This window comes from Akkermansia sp. GGCC_0220, assembly GCF_017566105.1.
In the GTDB taxonomy this organism is placed as follows: domain Bacteria; phylum Verrucomicrobiota; class Verrucomicrobiia; order Verrucomicrobiales; family Akkermansiaceae; genus Akkermansia; species Akkermansia massiliensis.
Map to the genome: position 1 here is coordinate 370,238 of NZ_JABFCI010000001.1, position 18,217 is coordinate 388,454.

14 protein-coding genes are annotated in these 18,217 nt (G+C 54.2%); 2 read left to right on the forward strand and 12 right to left on the reverse strand.

What is annotated here, in order from left to right; all coding sequences use genetic code 11:
• Positions 1 to 17 precede the first annotated feature (17 nt).
• From trpB to HJW02_RS01575, 11 genes are all read right to left on the reverse strand, one after another.
• The gene (gene trpB / locus HJW02_RS01525) at positions 18 to 1,190 is read right to left on the reverse strand and encodes a tryptophan synthase subunit beta (RefSeq protein ID WP_022397245.1); all 1,173 of its coding nucleotides are present in this window, start codon (positions 1,188 to 1,190) and stop codon (positions 18 to 20) included.
• Positions 1,187 to 1,834 (reverse strand): phosphoribosylanthranilate isomerase, encoded by a 648-nt coding sequence (locus tag HJW02_RS01530; RefSeq protein WP_022397246.1) that lies wholly within the window; start codon positions 1,832 to 1,834, stop codon positions 1,187 to 1,189. Before HJW02_RS01530 ends, trpB begins: the two co-directional genes overlap by 4 nt.
• Entirely contained in the window at positions 1,831 to 2,616 is a 786-nt protein-coding gene (locus HJW02_RS01535) for an indole-3-glycerol-phosphate synthase (protein WP_022397247.1), read from the reverse strand. Before HJW02_RS01535 ends, HJW02_RS01530 begins: the two co-directional genes overlap by 4 nt.
• Positions 2,606 to 4,198 (reverse strand): anthranilate phosphoribosyltransferase, encoded by a 1,593-nt coding sequence (trpD, locus tag HJW02_RS01540; protein ID WP_022397248.1) that lies wholly within the window; start codon positions 4,196 to 4,198, stop codon positions 2,606 to 2,608. The genes HJW02_RS01535 and trpD overlap by 11 nt, the downstream gene beginning before the upstream one ends.
• Positions 4,182 to 5,588, reverse strand: a complete 1,407-nt coding sequence (locus tag HJW02_RS01545) for an anthranilate synthase component I family protein (protein WP_180970952.1) — start codon at positions 5,586 to 5,588, stop codon at positions 4,182 to 4,184. The genes trpD and HJW02_RS01545 overlap by 17 nt, the downstream gene beginning before the upstream one ends.
• Positions 5,589 to 5,939: 351 nt before the next feature.
• Positions 5,940 to 8,168 carry a sodium-translocating pyrophosphatase gene (locus tag HJW02_RS01550; RefSeq protein WP_022397250.1) on the reverse strand — a complete coding sequence of 743 codons (2,229 nt, stop codon included), beginning with the start codon at positions 8,166 to 8,168 and terminating at the stop codon, positions 5,940 to 5,942.
• Between the two features lie 397 nt (positions 8,169 to 8,565).
• Positions 8,566 to 9,555, reverse strand: coding sequence for an aldo/keto reductase (locus tag HJW02_RS01555; protein ID WP_102722737.1), 990 nt, complete (start codon positions 9,553 to 9,555; stop codon positions 8,566 to 8,568).
• Between the two features lie 21 nt (positions 9,556 to 9,576).
• On the reverse strand, positions 9,577 to 10,317 hold the full coding sequence (locus tag HJW02_RS01560) for a hypothetical protein (RefSeq protein WP_102731802.1): 741 nt from the start codon (positions 10,315 to 10,317) through the stop codon (positions 9,577 to 9,579).
• A 90-nt stretch (positions 10,318 to 10,407) separates the two neighbouring features.
• Complete coding sequence (locus tag HJW02_RS01565; protein WP_022397253.1) at positions 10,408 to 11,478, reverse strand: prepilin-type N-terminal cleavage/methylation domain-containing protein; 1,071 nt, start codon at positions 11,476 to 11,478, stop codon at positions 10,408 to 10,410.
• Positions 11,479 to 11,508: 30 nt separating this feature from the next.
• Positions 11,509 to 12,294 carry a prepilin-type N-terminal cleavage/methylation domain-containing protein gene (locus HJW02_RS01570; protein WP_102722735.1) on the reverse strand — a complete coding sequence of 262 codons (786 nt, stop codon included), beginning with the start codon at positions 12,292 to 12,294 and terminating at the stop codon, positions 11,509 to 11,511.
• A gap of 42 nt (positions 12,295 to 12,336) precedes the next feature.
• Entirely contained in the window at positions 12,337 to 13,044 is a 708-nt protein-coding gene (locus tag HJW02_RS01575; RefSeq protein WP_180970953.1) for a prepilin-type N-terminal cleavage/methylation domain-containing protein, read from the reverse strand.
• Between the two features lie 642 nt (positions 13,045 to 13,686).
• On the opposite strand from HJW02_RS01575, the gene HJW02_RS01580 reads away from it, so the two are divergent.
• Positions 13,687 to 14,655 (forward strand): tyrosine-type recombinase/integrase, encoded by a 969-nt coding sequence (locus HJW02_RS01580; RefSeq protein WP_102722732.1) that lies wholly within the window; start codon positions 13,687 to 13,689, stop codon positions 14,653 to 14,655.
• 38 nt (positions 14,656 to 14,693) lie between these two features.
• Positions 14,694 to 17,195 (forward strand): ATP-binding protein, encoded by a 2,502-nt coding sequence (locus HJW02_RS01585; protein WP_102722730.1) that lies wholly within the window; start codon positions 14,694 to 14,696, stop codon positions 17,193 to 17,195.
• On the opposite strand, the gene HJW02_RS01590 is transcribed toward HJW02_RS01585, so the two are convergent.
• A complete protein-coding gene (locus HJW02_RS01590; protein ID WP_102722731.1) occupies positions 17,186 to 18,202 on the reverse strand; it encodes a hypothetical protein in 1,017 nt (338 codons plus the stop codon). The genes HJW02_RS01585 and HJW02_RS01590 overlap by 10 nt on opposite strands.
• Positions 18,203 to 18,217: the final 15 nt, after the last annotated feature.

An 18,217-nucleotide genomic window follows, 5' to 3' on the forward strand; every position in this document is an offset into this window, starting at 1 on the left:
TCATGGAAAGATGCTGCTTAAAGGTTCAGATATTTTTTAACGATGCCCAGGTCCTTGTCTCCGCGGCCGGAGAGGTTCACCAGCACGTCACCCCCCGCGGGCAGCTCGTCCGCATGGTCCAGCACCCATGCCACGGCATGGGAGGATTCCAGGGCGGGGATGATGCCTTCCTCCTGCGTCAGGGTCTGGAAGGCGTTCAGCGCGGAGGCGTCACAGATGACGCCGTAATGCACCCGGCCGATTTCCGCCAGGTGGGAGTGCTCCGGCCCCACGCCGGGGTAGTCCAGCCCGGCGGAGATGGAGTGGGACGGCTGTATCTGCCCGTCTTGATCCTGTAAAAGCATGGTCACGTGGCCGTGCAGCACGCCGGGGCTGCCCAGGTTGATGGGTGCGGAGTTGTAACATCCGGGCTCCCCGGTGCCTCCGGCCTCCACGCCCACCAGGCGCACGCCTTCATCTTCCACAAAGGGGTGGAGCATGCCGATGGCGTTGGAACCGCCGCCCACGCATGCCACTACCACGTCCGGAAGCCTTCTGGCGCGTTCCAGCATCTGGGCCCGGGCCTCCGTGCCGATGACGGACTGGAGCTGCCTGACCAGCGTGGGGAACGGGTGGGGCCCCGCCGCCGTGCCGAAGCAGTACAGGGTGTCCTCCTGATGGGAAATCCAGTAGCGCAGGGCCTCGTTAATGGCGTCCTTCAGGGTGCGGGAACCGCTTTCTATCGGGAACACGCGGGCGCCAAGCAGTTTCATGCGCATGACGTTCATGGACTGGCGCTCCACGTCCTCCGCGCCCATGAAGATGGTGCAGTCCATCTTGAGCCGGGCCGCCGCCGTAGCCGTAGCCACGCCGTGCTGCCCCGCCCCGGTCTCCGCAATGAGGTGGGTTTTCCCCATCATCCTGGCCAGCAGGGCCTGCCCCAGCGCGTTATTGATCTTGTGCGCTCCGGTGTGCAGCAGGTCCTCCCGCTTCAGCCACAGGCGGAAGCCCAGCTTTTCCGAGAGATGGGGGCAGAACGTGAGGGGCGTTTCACGGCCCGCGTAGTTGACCAGCAGGTCCTGGAGCGCGTCCCGGTACTCGCGGGACGGCATGATGGTGGCCATGGCTTCCTCCAGCTCCATGAGCGGGGGGCGCAGCGCTTCCGGTACGAAGCGGCCGCCGAAGTTGCCGAAATATCCTTCTTTGTTCATGCGATATGGTAAGGGGTGTAGGAGATGAGTGATTTAAGGGCTGCCAGCAGCTTTTGCGGGCTTTTCTGGCCGGGGATGGCTTCCACGCCGGAGTTCAGGTCAATGCCGTTCGGGGTGCACTGCTCCAGCGCCTTGTTCAGGGAGGCGGAGGAAAGGCCGCCCGCCAGGAACCAGGGCCGGGGGGATTTGAGAGCCGCCAGGGCGTTCCAGTCCAGGGAGACGCCGTGGCCGCCGCCGTGGCTGCCCGCATCCAGCAGGAACCAGGCGCAGCTGTCCGCCCAGAGTTCCATTTCCTTCTGAAGGGCCGCCAGGGATTCATACCGGTCCGGCCACAGCACGCGGATCACCTTTTCCGGGCCTATGCGGCGGGCGCAGTCCAGGGACTGGGCGCCATGGAGCTGGGCGAATTCCAGCCGGGCCGTTTTCATGACGTCCATGATTTCCTCCGCGTTCTGGTTCACGAAGACTCCCACGCGGCGGATCAGCGCGGAGTCCAGGGCCGCGGCGCGTGACGGAGCAATATAACGCGGGCTTTTGGGATGAAAGATGAATCCGCAGAAATGGGCTCCCATCCCCATGGCGGTTGACAAATCGCTCTGGCGGGTAATCCCGCACACCTTGATTGCGAATGAATGCTTCTTCATGTTGTTTCTTCTAAAATTGCAGCCAGTTTTTCACCCGGCTTTCCGCCGTCCATCAGGGCAGTCCCCATCAGTACGGCCTGGAAGCCCGCTTCCGCGGCTTCCCTGAGATGCGCCCCGGCGCTCATGGCGCTGGCGGCGATCCACACCTCCCCCTCACGGCGGAGTTTCCCCATGTCCAGGCAGGCAGTCCTGTCCGTTTCAAGCGTATCCAGGTCACGGGCATTCACCTGGATGATGCGAGCGCCGGATTCCCTGGCAATTGCCAGGTCCGACTCGTCAAAAACCTCCACCACGGCATGCATGCCGTAGGCTTCCGCCTGTTCCCTCAGGATGCGGAGCGTCCGCGCGTCCGGCGTCAGGCGCACGATGAGCAGCAGGGCGGAAGCCGGGGTGGAGGCCGTCTCCATCACCTGGAGCTGGTGGAAGATGAAGTCCTTGCGGAGCAGCGGAAGCCCGGCGCGGCTCATGCGCTCCAGATACCCGATGCGGCCGCCAAAAAATTGTTCCTCCGTCAGCACGGAGATGCAGGAGGCGCCCGCCGCGGCATACTGTTCCGCCACTTCCTCCGGTTTCAGCCCGGTGGCGATGACGCCGCGCGACGGGGAGGACTGCTTGAACTCCGCAATGACGGCCACGGACTGCCCGGCGGGCGGCTCCGCGATGGCTTTCAGGAAGTCCGGCCTGTGCCCCTTCCACGGGTGCGGCAGCTCCCGGCGGGAGGCCATGTCCGTGAGCAGGGCTATTTCCTCCGCCTTGGCTTCCCTGAACCGGTCAAGCAGCATGAAGCGTTCTCCTTCCTACTCCGGCGCAGACGGCCTCACGGGCCTTCGCCATGCAGACGGCCAGGTCCATGTGGTCCTCCAGCAGGAACATGGCCACCCCCACATTGAGAATCACCATGTCCATCATGGCGCGCGGGCCTTTCCCCGCCAGAATGTCCTTCAGCACGGCCACGGCTTCCGATTTGGACCGAACGGCCAGGTCCTCCGGTTCGCAGGGCTGGATGCCGTAGTCCGCGGGGTCCAGGGTCATGGGCGTCAGCCTGCCGTTATGGACGATCATCATCTTGGTGGGTCCCAGCGGCGTCACCTCGTCATACCCTCCTGCGCCGTACACCACGGCGGCCCTGCGGATGTGGGACTGGCTGAGCGTCTCCGCCAGCAGTTCCACCAGCTCCGGACGGGCCACGCCCAGCAGGATGTGCGTGGGACGCGCCGGATTAATGAGGGGCCCCAGCAGGTTGAACAGGGTACGTATGCCCAGCTCCCTGCGGATGGGGCCCACATTGCGGAAGGCGGGATGGAAATTGGGCGCGAACAGGAAGGCGAAGTTCCGCTCGTCCAGCAGGCGCTGCACGTCCTCCGGAGCCACGTCCAGCGGGAAGCCCAGGCCTTCCAGGGCGTCCGCGGAGCCGCAGGAGGAGGACACGGCGCGGTTGCCGTGCTTCACCACCTTGTACCCCATTCCGGCCAGCGTCAGGGACGTGGCGGTGGAGCAGTTGAAAGAGCTGCGGCCGTCGCCGCCCGTGCCAACCACGTCTATGCAGTCCCCTTCCAGCCCTTCCACACGGTTGGCGCGGCCCAGGGCGATGCCGACGGCATGGGCCATCTCCAGCGGGGTCTCTCCCTTCATGCGCAGGCCCATCAGGAAGCAGCCCGCCTGGGCCGGGGTCATGCGGCCGTCCATGATGTCCGCAAAGCCCGCGGCGGCCATGTCCGCCGTCAGGTCCTGCCCGGCGGCCAGCGTGTCCAGAATGCGGTTGATGCGCTTTTCCTTCTGCCCTGCCGGAACGATGTTGTCCGGGAAGTTGCCCAGGAGCTGGAGGCCGTCCGGCGTCAGGATGGATTCCGGATGGAACTGGATGCCCACCCAGGGGCGGTCATTATAGCGCAGGGCCATGACTTCCCCTTCCGGCCCGCGGGAGGTGACGGTAAAACGGGGATTGGGCTCGTCCTCCTTGGACTGGACCACCAGGGAATGGTAACGGCCCACGGTCATGGGGTTGGGAAGGCCGGTGAACAGCCCCGAACCGTCATGGATGATGTCCGAGCTCTTTCCGTGCATCACGTACGGAGCGCGGGAAACCTCCGCTCCGGCGAAGTAGCCCAGGAGCTGGTGTCCCAGGCATACGCCCAGCACGGGAACGGCGGCGGGGAGGCGTTTCAGGAACTCCAGGCACAGCCCGGCGTTGCGCGGATGGCTGGGGCCGGGGGAAATGCACACGGCCTCCAGCTCCGGGCTGGCCGCCAGGTCCAGAATGCGCGGATCGTCATTCGCGTACACCACGGGCTTGCGGCCCAGGGCGTAAAACGCCTGCACCAGATTCCACGAGAAGGAATCGTAATTATCAATGAACAGAAACATGGTCTTCTCCTTTCAAAATAACGTCAATAATCTTGCCTTTGTTCATGCACTCCTGCCATTCGGCGGCCGGGTCTGAATCGTACACGATGCCGGCGCCCGCCTGCCAGTGGATGCGGCCGTCCTTCACCCACATGCTGCGGATGGTGATGCCGGAATCCATGTGGACGCCGTTCCTGTCCAGCCCCAGCCAGCCGATGCAGCCGGCGTACGGCCCGCGCGGCAGGGGTTCCTCCTCCGCCAGGATTTCCATGGCCCGCACCTTGGGAGCGCCGCTGACCGTTCCGGCGGGGAAGGCCGCGCCGAGGATGTCCAGGGCGTCCAATCCGTCGTTCACCTGGGCGGTCACGCGGGAAGTCATGTGCATCACATGGGAAAAACGTTCAATCTCCATCAGGCGTTCCAGCTTCACGGAGCCGGGCTTGGCGACGCGGCCCAGGTCGTTGCGGCCCAGGTCCACCAGCATCACGTGTTCAGAGCACTCCTTCGGGTCCTTCAGCAGGTCGGCGGCCAGGGCGGAGTCTTCCTCATCATCCCTGCCCCGCTTGCGCGTCCCGGCGATGGGGGAGAGCTGGAGCTTGCCGTCCGTGCAGCGCACCATCAGTTCCGGGGAGGAACCAAACAGCGTCACCTCCGGCAGACGCATGAAGAACATGTACGGGGAGGGATTGATGCTGCGCATGCGGCGGTACAGCGTGAAGGCGTCTCCGTGGAACTCCGCGGAGGCCTGGGAGGAAAGCACCACCTGGATGGCCTCCCCGTCGTGCAGCAGCTCCTTGATATGCTCCACGCCCTTCATGTAGCCCGCCTGGTCCGGCGTGCGGGAAACCTCCCCGACGGAAGGTTCTTCCGTCTCCTGAAGGGGCGCGTGGGACAGGTCCCGGTGTTCGCCCAGGCTGATCTGGGTGAGGCGGTTGTACAAATGGTCAAACACGATCACCGTGCCCGCCAATACCAGGCAGGATTCCGCGGAAGAGGGACTGATGGCCTGCGCCAGCCTGGGCTGGAACAGGGCGGCGGTTTCATACCCGAAGTAGCCGTACAGAGCCCGCGTGATGGGAGCCTGCCTCATGTCGTCCCCCACCAGTTCCAGACGCTGCATCAGGGAGCGCAGGCCGTCCAGGTAAGGCATGCCTTCCAGCTCCTTCAGGGAAGCGAGCCGGTCATCGCTGATGGAAAGGGAAAGCCTGGCGTCCACGCAGGAAACGGTCATCAGGTAATCGCAGGCGATGACGCTGTAGCGGCCCCATCTGCCATCCACCTCCGCGCTCTCCAGCAGAAGGCCGGGAGTTTGGTTCTGGGTCAGGCTCAGGAACAGGCTGATGGGCGTTTCCAAATCGGCGCTCAGCCGCCGGCTGCGCTGTTGGAGGGTGATGATGGATGGTGGTTGCATGGATGGATGATGGTGTAAGTTGAAAATAAAAAAACTGCTTTGACTCTCGGAGGAATCAAAGCAGTTCTTGAAAAACGGTCATAGCTGGATGCTACTACTGCACATCGGGATTCCCCCGTCCGGACATGGGTATACGCCACCAATAGCCGTTGCCATAATAACGGGTCGTGCTAAAAAAGGGCTGTCCAGTGCTGAATTGCATCTGCGCGTTTATTACTCCTCCCGCCCGGCGTTGTCAAAAAAACTTTCCGTCAATGGCGAAAAAAATCCACGGCGTCCTTCCTGCCGCCGGAAAAAAAGCCCGTGGATTCCACTGAACCCACGGGCCTTGAACATAATGACTGTCAACCTTTAGAACAGCGTCACGGCAATATTGACGCCGGCGGTGACGATGGCCACCATGCTCATGAGCTTGATCAGGATGTTCAGGGAGGGGCCGGACGTATCCTTGAAGGGGTCGCCCACGGTGTCGCCGATGACGGCGGCCTTATGGCTTTCCGATCCCTTGCCGCCCACGTGGCCCTGCTCAATGTACTTCTTGGCATTGTCCCATGCGCCGCCGGAGTTCGCCATGAACACGGCCAGCACGAAGCCGGAGGCCAGGCCGCCGGCCAGCAGTCCGAACACGCCGGGAACGCCGAACACGAGGCCCATGCAGATGGGGGTGATGACCGCCAGCACGGACGGCCAGATCATTTCATGCTGCGCGCCCGCCGTGGAGATTTCCACACAGCGCACGTAATCCGGTTCCGCTTCCCCGGTCAGGATGCCCTTGATTTCCTTGAACTGGCGGCGCACTTCCTTCACCATCTTCTCCGCGGCGCGGCCCACGGCGTTCATGGTCAGGCCGCAGAACAGGAAGGACATCATGGCGCCCACGAAGAGGCCCATGAGCACCTTCGGGTTCATCAGGGTCACCTGGAAGTAATTCATGAATTCAGGCAGCGTGCAGGAAGCTATCTTGGACACTTCCACGCTCACCGCGTCATTAATCTTGTACATGGTGTTTCCGGTGGCGTCCCCCCAATGCTGGATGGAAATCTTCAGCTCTTCAATGTAGGAGGCCAGCAGGGCCAGCGCGGTCAGCGCGGCGGAACCGATGGCGAAGCCCTTGCCCGTGGCGGCGGTCGTGTTGCCCAGGGCGTCCAGGGCGTCCGTGCGGCGGCGCACTTCCGGGTCCAGCTTGCTCATCTCCGCATTGCCCCCGGCGTTGTCGGAAATGGGGCCGTAGGCGTCCGTCGCCAGGGTCAGGCCCAGGGTGGAAAGCATGCCGACAGCGGCAATGCCGATGCCGTACAGGCCCTTGCTCATTTCAGCGCCGGTGAAATGCCAGTCCCCGGAGGCCATGCCGTAGGCCAGCACGGTGCCCACGACGATGGTGATCACGGGAATGCAGGTGGAAATCATGCCGATGCCGATGCCGGAGATGATGACGGTGGCGGGCCCCGTCTTCGCGCTGTGGGCGATCTTGCGGCAGGGATAGGAGTCATGGGAGGTGTAATGCTCCGTGCTCTTCCCGATGATGATGCCCACCGCCAGGCCGGTGACGATGGCGCCCCAGATGCCCGCCCAGTTGTCCAGGCCGATGAGCTGGAGCAGGAAGGCTGAGGCGATGGCGATCAGGAAGGAGCTCAGGTTGATGCCGCGGTTCAGGGCGGCCATCAGCTCCGTCTGGGAAGCGCCGCGCTTTACGCGCACCGCATACACGCCCAGCAGGGAGAGAATGGTGCCGAGGGCGGCGATCAGCATGGGTGTGAGAACGGCCTTGATCGCCATTTCCGGCACGGCCATGTAAGCCGCGGCGCCAAGGGCCGCGGATGCCAGAATGGAACCGCAGTAGGACTCGTAAAGGTCCGCGCCCATGCCGGCCACGTCCCCCACGTTGTCGCCCACGTTATCCGCGATGGTGGCGGGATTGCGGGGGTCGTCCTCCGGAATGCCTGCTTCCACCTTCCCCACCAGGTCGGCCCCTACGTCCGCGGCCTTCGTGAAAATGCCGCCGCCCACGCGGGCGAACAGGGCCTGGAGGGAGGCCCCCATGCCGAAGGTCAGCATGGTGGTGGTGATGACGACCAGGCGCATGGAAAGCTCCATGTCTTCATAAAACCAGTCCAGCACCCAGTACCAGACGCCAATGTCAAGCATGGCAAGGCCCACGACGGTCAGGCCGAGCACGGCGCCCGAACGGAAGGCGATCTGCAGGCCGGCGTCCAGGGAATGGCGGCAGGCGTTCGCCACGCGGCCGGAAGCGTATGTGGCCGTCTTCATGCCGATGTAGCCGGCCAGGCCGGAGAAAAAGCCGCCGGAAATGAACGCGAACGGCACCCAGGGATTCTGGATATGGAGGCAGTACGCCAGAAAAGCGAATACGACGGTAATCAGCACAAAGAAGATCGTGACGATCTTGTATTGCTGCCGCAGATAGGCCATGGCGCCGCTGCGAACGTGCTTGGCGATCATTTTCATGACCTCGTTCCCCTCATCCTGGGCTTTCATGCGGTAAAAAAAGACGGCCGCAAAAATGAGGGCCAGCACGGAAGCCGATGGGATGAGCCAAAATAAATCCTGGATGGTTATCATTGTCAGTACACTTTAAATTAAAGTGGTAGGAACATAACACCTGGTCCACTTTACTCCAAGAAAAAACCTCCGTTCGGAACGGAAAATTCACCTTCCTGCGGAAAGACCAGCACCGCAGGAAAATCCGGCGGATTCACGGAAGAAGCAAGTACCGCACCGATTAATCCAAATTGACTCCGGTGGTTCCGGAAGCGGCTGGGCCGCACCTCTTTCCCACTGCCTACTTCTTGTTACGGTTTTCTGCTGCCGGAAGCCCTGGAAAACGGCAAAAAACCGTGGTATTCCGCGCAATGTGCTCTCCTTGGCCAGCTATCTCCGGCAATTCTTGAAGCTGCCCTGATTCCGGGAAAACTGGATAAAAAGAAAAAGCAAACGCTCCCATTGGAAAAAACAGCGCCTACCTGTCCGCCATTCCGTCAATGATGGAAAGCTCCTCCGCGGTGAACCGCGTATTTTCCAGGGCTTTCAGGCAATCCATGACTTGCTGGGGGCGGCTGGCGCCTATCAGGGCCGTGGTCACCACGGGGTCTCTCAACACCCAGGCCAGCGCCATCTGGGCGAGGCTCTGGCCGCGGCTCCGGGCCAGGGCAGCCAGGCTGCGAATTTTCTCCCCATGCTCCCGGACCCGTTCTTCCGTTAAAAAGACGGAGGAACCTGCCGCACGGGAATCCGCTGGAATTCCCTCCAGATAACGGTCCGTCAGCATTCCCTGGGCCAGGGGGGAAAAGGCGACGCACCCGGTGCCCGTTTCACGGATGGCCTGAAAAACGGACTCTTCCGGCTCCCGGTTGAACATGTTGTAACGGAGCTGGTGGACCAGGCACGGCACGCCGGCCTCCCTGAGCATGGCGCATATCTGCCTGGTTTGCTCTGCCGGGAATTTGGAAATACCGGCATACAAGGCCTTTCCGGACCGGACCGCCGTGACGAGGGCCCCCGCCGTCTCTTCCAGCGGAGTCTCCGGGTCATGCCGGTGCGCATAAAAAATATCCACGTAATCCAGCTTCATGCGGGAAAGGGACTGGTCCAGGCTGGAAAGCATATGCTTGCGGGAACCCCAGTCCCCGTACGGTCCGGCCCACATCAGGTGCCCCGCCTTGGTAGCGATGACAAGCTCGTCACGGAAACGGGACAAATCCTGCATGAAAATGCGGCCGAAGCATTCTTCCGCCGCGCCGGGAGGCGGCCCGTAATTGTTCGCCAGGTCAAAATACGTGATGCCGGCGTCAAAAGCGCCATGGATAAGCTGCCGCGCATTCTCGAAATCGTCGGCAGCGCCGAAATTGTGCCAAAGCCCCAGGGAAACGGGAGGAAGCAGCAGCCCGCTGCGCCCGCAACGGCGATAGTCCAGATGACTGTAACGGCCGGGATCGGGGAGGTAACTCATCGGAAGGAAAAACGGGAAGGGTTACCGGGCATGGGACGTACGCTCATGCCGCACGCCGGAGCGCCATGCCTCCGTGCGGTATTTGGATGCCAGCAGCTCCGCCACCCTAGCGTTCATGCCGGGAAACAGCTCCGCTTCCACGCACAGGGAATGTCCGTCCGCCAGACGGGCGGCCAGCATTTCATCCCATCCGGCGGGAAGAAGGCAATTCTGGATGCTCCCCTGATGGAGAACGCCGCCGCGTATTCTTCTCTGGCCGCCACCGGCCAGCTTTTCCCCGCCGGGAAGTACTAAATCACTCGTCACGGGGCTGGCAAAACAGGCGCGGCCACCGTCCGGGGCGTCTCCGTCCAGCATCACGCACTCCACGCCGCAATCTCTCAAAACACGGGCCAAAGCCCCGTGAATCCATCGGTACAGGGTGGCGCTGGAAGGCCGTTCCTTCTCTCCCCGGCGGTGCATGGCCAGGGTAAAGGGGATATCCTGCCGGTGGTCCACAATTCCCCCGCCCGTCCAGCGGCGGACAAAATGGAGTTCCTCTCCCGGAAAAATGGCGCGTGCCGTGGCTTCCTCGTCAAAATAACCGTAGGTCACGGTCGGCTCCGCCCAGCGGTATGCACGCAGCACGGGCTTCTCTCCCCATTCCAGCAGGGCTTCATCCACGGCCATGGCTTCCTCCCCGCTTCTGGCGACCGGGTCGCGCCACAGCACCAGCTCCGGCAGAGGGGACAAATTGCCGACGACATTTGCGAAACCAGACATTTTGCAACTACAGTGTAAATAACGGCAGGACGCTCCGGGCGGGAAACGGCAGCGGAAAAACCCGCTCCCATCAGCCCTCATACTACAGGCCTAACGGTTCATGGGCAATGCTACGCGCTGGGTGAAGGACCGGGTATAGCGCTCAAAGAATTCCTCCGGAGAGGGGGCGGGACGCTTCTTCTGCCGGATCTGGTCCACCAGGGCCATGCCTTCATCCGTCACCACCGTCATGGAAATCGTCACGGCAGTGACGCGTCCGGACTTCAAATCGTCAATATTCACGCTGCTGCCGATGATGTCCAGACGGTTGCCGTACACATCCATCTGGGTGCAGGAACCGAGCCGGTTGGCCCCCGTCGTCATGACGGGCACCAGCACGGACGCCCGCTGCGTGGCATCCTTGTCCGACTTGTTGCTGCCGGAATTGCCGATCTTCTTCTGGTAGTCCACTTCAAAAATCAGCGTCATTTCCACCACGTTTTCCACCAGGAAATTGGCGGGAATGGTCTCATCCTGCTGGTAGCGGGTATAAGCGGACCAAAGGTCCTGCTGGCCCAGGAGATTCTGCACGGTATCCTCCGCGCTGATCAAATTGCGGTACAGGGAATAAACCGGAAAGCCGTCAGACTCCGCCGTAGCGTCCTGGTCCAGAATCTGGTCACGGTAAAGCAGCTTGTACCCCACGCAATTCACGTCACCGATGATGCGGTCGTTCCGCATGTCCATGCTGGACTTGGCAGGATTGCGGTCCGTAGCCGTGGTAAAGAAAATCAACTGGGAGGCATTCGTGATCTTGGCGCCTTCCGGCCCCATGGTCATCAGGTTCACGCGGGCTTCATTCAGAGCGGAAGAACCGCCCTTCTTCCTGGACGCCGTGGTCTTGGTCGCGCGGGAAACCAGATCGCTGTCCCGCTGCACCAGCATCCATTCAAAGGGATTACCGGCACGGAACTGCATGCTCTCAAAATCCTTGGTCATGGTATCCATGGCCGTGCGGGCAAGCGTGGTGGTCCGCACATCCTGCAGCACCCATCTCCAGATATCCACCCCGCGGGAGGTCAGGGCCACAATCACCAGCACCAGCACGGTGGTGATGGTCATGGCTGCCAGGAGCTCAATCAGGGTGAACGCGCCGGATTTGATTTTGGCAAATGTCTTCATGATTTTTCAGAGGTCTTCAGATAATGCCCGTTAGCGGCGGAAAGCGAGATTGCGCGTAAAGATGGGAGTCTTCAAATTCTCCCACGTCAGGTGCTGCAAACGTTCAGGGTCCGTATTCAACAGCTGGAAAAACTCCGCCTGGTACAGGACTTCCGCCCCCCACGGCAAATTCAGGCCGCCGCCCTTCTCCGGCGTATAAACGTACAGGGAAGGCTCCGTAATCACCTTGCCGCGGTTGTAGGGATTATAAATAGTCCCGTACTTGGGAGCCAGCTTGTACCCGTAAGCGTTGGAATCCATGCGCTCCACCACCAGCTGGGTCATGCGCACGGCGAAGACGGGGCCGACAAGCGCCTTGAAATCATCCCAGCGGTCCTTGTTGTTCGCCAGGCAAACTCCCGTCACCACCGCCGTATTCTGCCCGGGGATGCTCCCGCCTTCCTCCAGCCAGGGCTGGGGGGTGCCGTCCTTGCGGGCGCCCTTGGTCAGATCCGCCCTGTAATTGTAAACAAGAATGGTCGTAGCGGGCTTGGACGTAAACTGCATCCAGTAAAACGCCTTGTCGAAAGCGGAAATATATCTGGTGGTGGAAGACTTTCTGGCATTGGGAGCGGCACGCTCGGAATTGCGAAGCTCTCCAAGTTCCGCCGTCAGGGCGTGGACAATGCGGTCCGCTTCGCGGATGGTCAGAGCGGACTGAACCGTCCTTCTGGCTGGAATGAACATGGCCATGAACACCACGATCAGCACGGCAACCACGCCGATCGCAAGCACCACTTCCGTCAGGGTGAACCCCTTGGCACGAGACTGTTTCATACACTTGGTCAACATAAAATGGGAAATCCGGTAAAATATGAATTAGTTGGGAATCACCTGCTCCGTCGTCCTCAGCCGGCTGATATTGCCTTTGGGATAAATCACGATGCCGCCTGCCAGGCCCGGCTTGCCGTCCACCATCGGAGTCGGTTTCTCCTCCTTGCCGTTTCCGGCGGAACCGGAAACCACCACCAGGCGGGTGGGGGCGTTCGGCTGGGACATGCGGCCTTCCTCGTCAAACTCAATGAAATAAATATCCGTCATCCGGTTGCCCGGAAGATTGACGGTATCCTGCCCGTCACGGCTGGCAAAGCTGCGGGCTGCGGACTTGCCCTTGGTCTTCTTGGAGCCTTCCAGCAGGGTGCTGTAGGTGGGGCTGATGTAAAACCCGGCGGGAAGAGTCTGCAAACGGTTGACCAGATGCCACTTTCCGGTGCGCGTATTTTTGGACATCACGCCCAGGGTGCGCATGTTGCGGGCTTCGTCCTCAGGAGTGCTCACGATAATCAGGCGGCTCCACGTTCCCTTGCCCATGGCGTCCAGGCGGGCTTCCTGCACCATGCCGTCCACCATCTCCACGGCGGACTGGAGGCCCTGCCCCCTGCCCCCGCCTCTTAACATGCTGGCGGCCAAGGCCATCATGGCAACCATAATGGTGATGACGACAATCAGTTCCACCAGGGTAAACCCCTTGCTCCCTGACGAGGAACAGTGCGAAGCCGTTCCGGAATGCTTGGAAAAATATCTCATACAGATGATGCAGGATTGAACAACGATTTTTGGCATGCTACCCGTTTCACACGGGCACGGCAATCATTTTTTGAGAAACGGGAAGGCCGGATATGCTCCGGTCCGAATAAAAATCCGGCTGGGTTTCACCACCCGATCATTCCCGGCACCATGAACCATCCGGAAGAAAGGAATTTCCGGCTGATTCAATCCACACATTTCAAGAAGCATAGGAAGGAAAAAGCTCTTGAAACGCCTCTGGAAGGCCGCTTTTCCAGAGTTCCCGACCACTCCTCCTGCAGCCGAGGGCAGGCAATGCCCCATAATGATCCAAGCAGTTTAAACGGTTCATCCTTTCTCCGGGCCTGAAAGCCTATCTAACCCTTTACTCGTTGGAGAACGAAATTCCCGGTTAATGTACAAAGGAACAATTCCGAAAGCGCATGGAATGGAACTAGCATTCCATCATTCTCCGGAAAAGGAACTTCATTCTTATAATAAGAATAGAGGACCGTCACTCTTCCCCTTCATCCCGGGCCCCGTTCCCTCCATGCCGGACGATACTCCTGCACCGCAGAAGATTCCATGCTCCCGGCATTCCTGGTGATAGAGGCACAAAAAGGACCTTGCACCCATGGGACACTCTTATTATTCCGTTCCGCCATGCCAAATACATCAACATCACACCCATCCCTATTGGAAAAAACCATCGAACGATTCCTGTTTCATTCCCAATATGAAAAAAACCTTAGTGAAAAGACCCTGAAAGCCTATGCAACCGACTTGAGGCAATTCGCCGGCTTCATGATGAATCAAAGGAACATCTGCCATTTGCCCGCTATTTCCGCAGAAGATTTGAAGCAATACGTTAAATCATTGTCGGGATTTCAGCCCAGAACCATGAAAAGAAAAATGGCTACACTCAAAGCCATGCTGAACTTCATTGAAATGGAAGACGATGACTTCATCAACCCCATGCGGAAGCTTAAAATCAACATCAAGGTTCCCTTCCTGCTCCCTCCCGTCATGGACTCCATGGAAGTGTCCTCCATCCTGACTACCCTGTACCGGGAGAAAAACGCCTGTTCAAGCAAAACAGGGTATCGTTATCAGGAAATCGTCCGCAACATTGCCGTGGTGGAACTCCTGTTCGGCACGGGCATCCGGGTATCCGAACTATGCGCTCTGCGCCTTGCGTCCGTAAACCTCCATAACGGCTTCATCAAAGTCTATGGCAAAGGGAGAAAGGAACGCGTCATCCAAATATGCCAGGACGCCATTCTGGAAGCCCTGCACGAATACCAGCGCTTCTGTCTGCCTTCTTCCCGTCAGAACACGTTCTTCTTCATCAACCGTCTGGGTCGCAACCTCTCTTCCCAGTCAGTAAGAATCATGATCAAAAAACTGGCCTTGAAATCCGGCATCCTCAAACCCGTCACCCCTCACACATTCCGCCACACCTTCGCCACCCTCCTTCTGGAAGAAGGCGTAGACATAAAATACATCCAAACCATCCTCGGCCACAGTTCCCTCGCCACTACTCAGATATACACCCACGTCAGCACCACCAAACAAAGAGTCATCCTTCAGAATTTTCACCCAAGAAAAAATATGCAGATAATTCTACAATAAAGAGTGATAACTATTTATTATCTGTTTTTTATTAGCATATGAATAATACCATTTTATTTGATTTTCCATTTGTCAATCGTAATAATGAGAGAAATCTGATCAAAAACTATCGAGATGCGAGTCAGAGAGGAGATATCTTATGGTTATGTGGAGCTTCTGGATGTGGTAAGACTACTCTTTTAAAAGAGGTTCTGGATAATAAAATTGATGATACATTTTGTATTTATATCAACCAGGATCCTTCTGATTCTTCGGGGAACTATATAAAAAATTTATTAAAGGTTCTTCAAAAAGTGGCTAATATCAAGTTGCGCGATTTTATTAAAATTCATTATACTTCTATTTTTAAAGGATCAAAAATATTAATAATTTATTTTTTTAAAAGAAAAGGCATCGATATTTCGGATTTCGCAGACTATCTGTACGATCAAACAACATACATAATTGATTTGAATCAGAAAAAGCAAACGGCAGATAAAGTATTAGATAGCTATATTCAGTATATAATCGAACATCATAATAAAAAACTGATTATTGTGCTAGATGATATATCAAAACTTGATATAAATACTCAAGATATACTTATTAACTTAATTCAAAGACATGTTGAAAATAAGCATGTTCGTTTTATTCTTGTAACATCAAAGGAAGATAAGGGAGATAATGATAATTTGGAAAAAATTATCTATGAAAGAATTCCTGTAAATAGATTAGAACTATTCCCTTTTTGCGATATAACTTATTTTTACAATATATTGAATAAATCTTTTGATATAAAAAAAGAAGATTATAAATTCATTGAATTAATTTTCAAAATATGTGATGGAAATCCAGAAAAATTGAAAGAAATTTTGAGATACTTGCTCAATGCAGGAGCTATTCAATACGATATATCTGATAATAAAGCACAGTTTGAATGGACATCTATTGATACTTCGATGTTAGAACAGTTTGTAGAATTTTCCTTAGAATCATATAGATTAGAAGAAAGAATAATTTTAATAATTTTGTCTGTTTTTGGAATTTCGATACCTCTTCCTCTATTATGTGAATTGAATTCCTTTGTAATTCAAAAGTTATTTAAATGGCTCCCTGCGAATGCGTTAAATCCAGAAGTCACGATTATGAAATTAAAGGAAATAGATTTGATAGAAATCAATCCATTCAATGAATTGGTAAGTATTCGTCATGATCTTATCTCTTTTTCTATTAATCAGAAAATAGATAAAAAGTTAATAGAAATACCTAAATCTATGTGGAGCGGCACGTTTTTACACTTTATAAAAACGCATAATTTAAAAAACTCCATCAGTATAGATGACTATGCATATCTTTATTGTCTACATGCATATCAGTCTTCCGAATCAAATTGGGAAAAAATTAATTTTGGATTTGGTTCCTACTTATGTCGAAAGAAAAAATTCGCAAATGCGTATAAATTTTTTAATCAATTACTTTCTTCAAAATCATTTTGTTCCTCGAAACAGAATATTATAATAGCTCATTGTTGCTACGAACTCGGATATTATGATCAAGCTGCGCAGTTGATTGATTCAGTTGATATACAAGAAATATCTATTGAAAATCGATATTTTGCTTACTATATCATGGCAAAAATTTATAATATGGTTTTTAGAAAAGAAGATGCTCTTCTTGCCATAAATAATTCAATATCATTAACAGAACCTTACTCCGAGGCAAATATTTCTGCTGTCAATATCAAGCATTTCCTTTTGTGGGAAATGGGAGGACAAAAATCTCGATCAGAAGCCCACAAAATTTACTACAAATATGTCAATTATTTCCGCAATAATGATCAACCATGTGCATCAGTAGCAAAATTGTATCGCACTTGTTCAGATTATTATAGAGGCAATGATGTGATAGAACTCTTGAATAAGGCAACGATAATTGCACGAACTTATGATGATGAATATGAATATGCCTGCTGTAATAACAATTTAGGTTTTGAATATTTTCGACAAGGAAATATTACGCAAGCTATTAAATTGTTTGATTTGGCAATAGAAATTCTGACAAGAATTAAACCTCATGAAGTTTCTTATGCACAAAATAATCGAGCTGTAATAGACATGTTGTGCGAGGATTATTATGTTGCTCTTGATAAATTATTATCTGCTTCTATCATTAATTGTTCCCCCTATGCAGGCTTAACTATTGCTGTAAATTTATCGATTTGCTATGCATTGCTAGGAAAGAAAAAAGAAGCCTATACACAGCTTCATTTACTTCAAGAAAATGAGTATTTTATACAAAATACTGACCCAACTGTGATTCGTAAATGCCACAATGCTATGGCATTTGTTTATGATAGATTTTCAGATGAAGAGGCATGCCGTTATCACTGTTGTGTAGGACTTCATTATTCGAAAAATACATTTTCTATTGATAAAATAAGCAAAATTGCTTCTAAATATTTACCTGATGTGTCTGTTTTGAAAAAATCCGAGAATCTATATACACAATATTGTTCCAGCACTCCTTATGATCATTGGCTTTTAACTTATTCTCATGATTGATGTAAACGTCGCATGACGCATTTAAGATAAAGATTGACAAGTGATTCATATGATGTTTGATATTGATTGGCAATAAAACCAAGTTCTGTTGTTTTGCTGAGTCGAGGAGCTGAATTAATTTCCAGTAAAATGATAGTATTGTCTTGTGTAATTCTATAATCAAATCTAGAGACATCCCATATATTTAATTCTTTCATTAATAATGCACTTGTTTGTTTTATCTTCTTGATAATGTCATCATTGAGAATTTGAGTGGCTGGCAGCAGCTGTCTTTTTTTAAGTATTTTTTCTTTGAACCCTAAAATTTCTTTTTCAAAAAAAAGACTATTGTTAACAGAAAATGCTATTACTTCATTCATTATCAAGTTGTTTTTATTTCCAAAAATTAAATTAGTTACTTCATAACCAGGAATATATTCTTCTATTAAAATTTCCTGAAATTCTTCCCTCATTTTTCTGATTTGCTGTTCTACCTTTTCTGGTGAATTGCAAACTGATTGTTGAGTGATTCCCACAGATGAACCTTCCGTATTTGGTTTTACAATGACAGGAAACGTTAATTTTTCTATTCTCCGATGCGGTATTGGAAGATCATTGTAAAATAGTATTCCGTAAGGAGTTTTTACATATTCTTGCACAGCAAGTTTTGTGTAATGTTTATTACTCAATAATGCAGAAACAAATGGATTTGAATTTGTATATTTGACATTTAGTAATTCTAAAAGTATTGGGGCCTGTACTCGACTATAATGTTGATCTAAGCCATCTCCTATGTTAATAAATATAGAATCATTATTTTGGTATTTATGGTTGCAGGCCTTAATCAATTCATAAATACCTCCAAAATATTCGCAATCATAGCCTAAATATTGGATACATTCTTGAAATTCCTGTATAGTTTTCAATCTAGGATGGTCACTATATAGTATCCCATCATACTGTTTGTGAGGAAAACTTTCGCGACTGTCACATACGATTTTAAATTTTATTTTTCTTTTTTCTACCATAATAAATAGTTATCA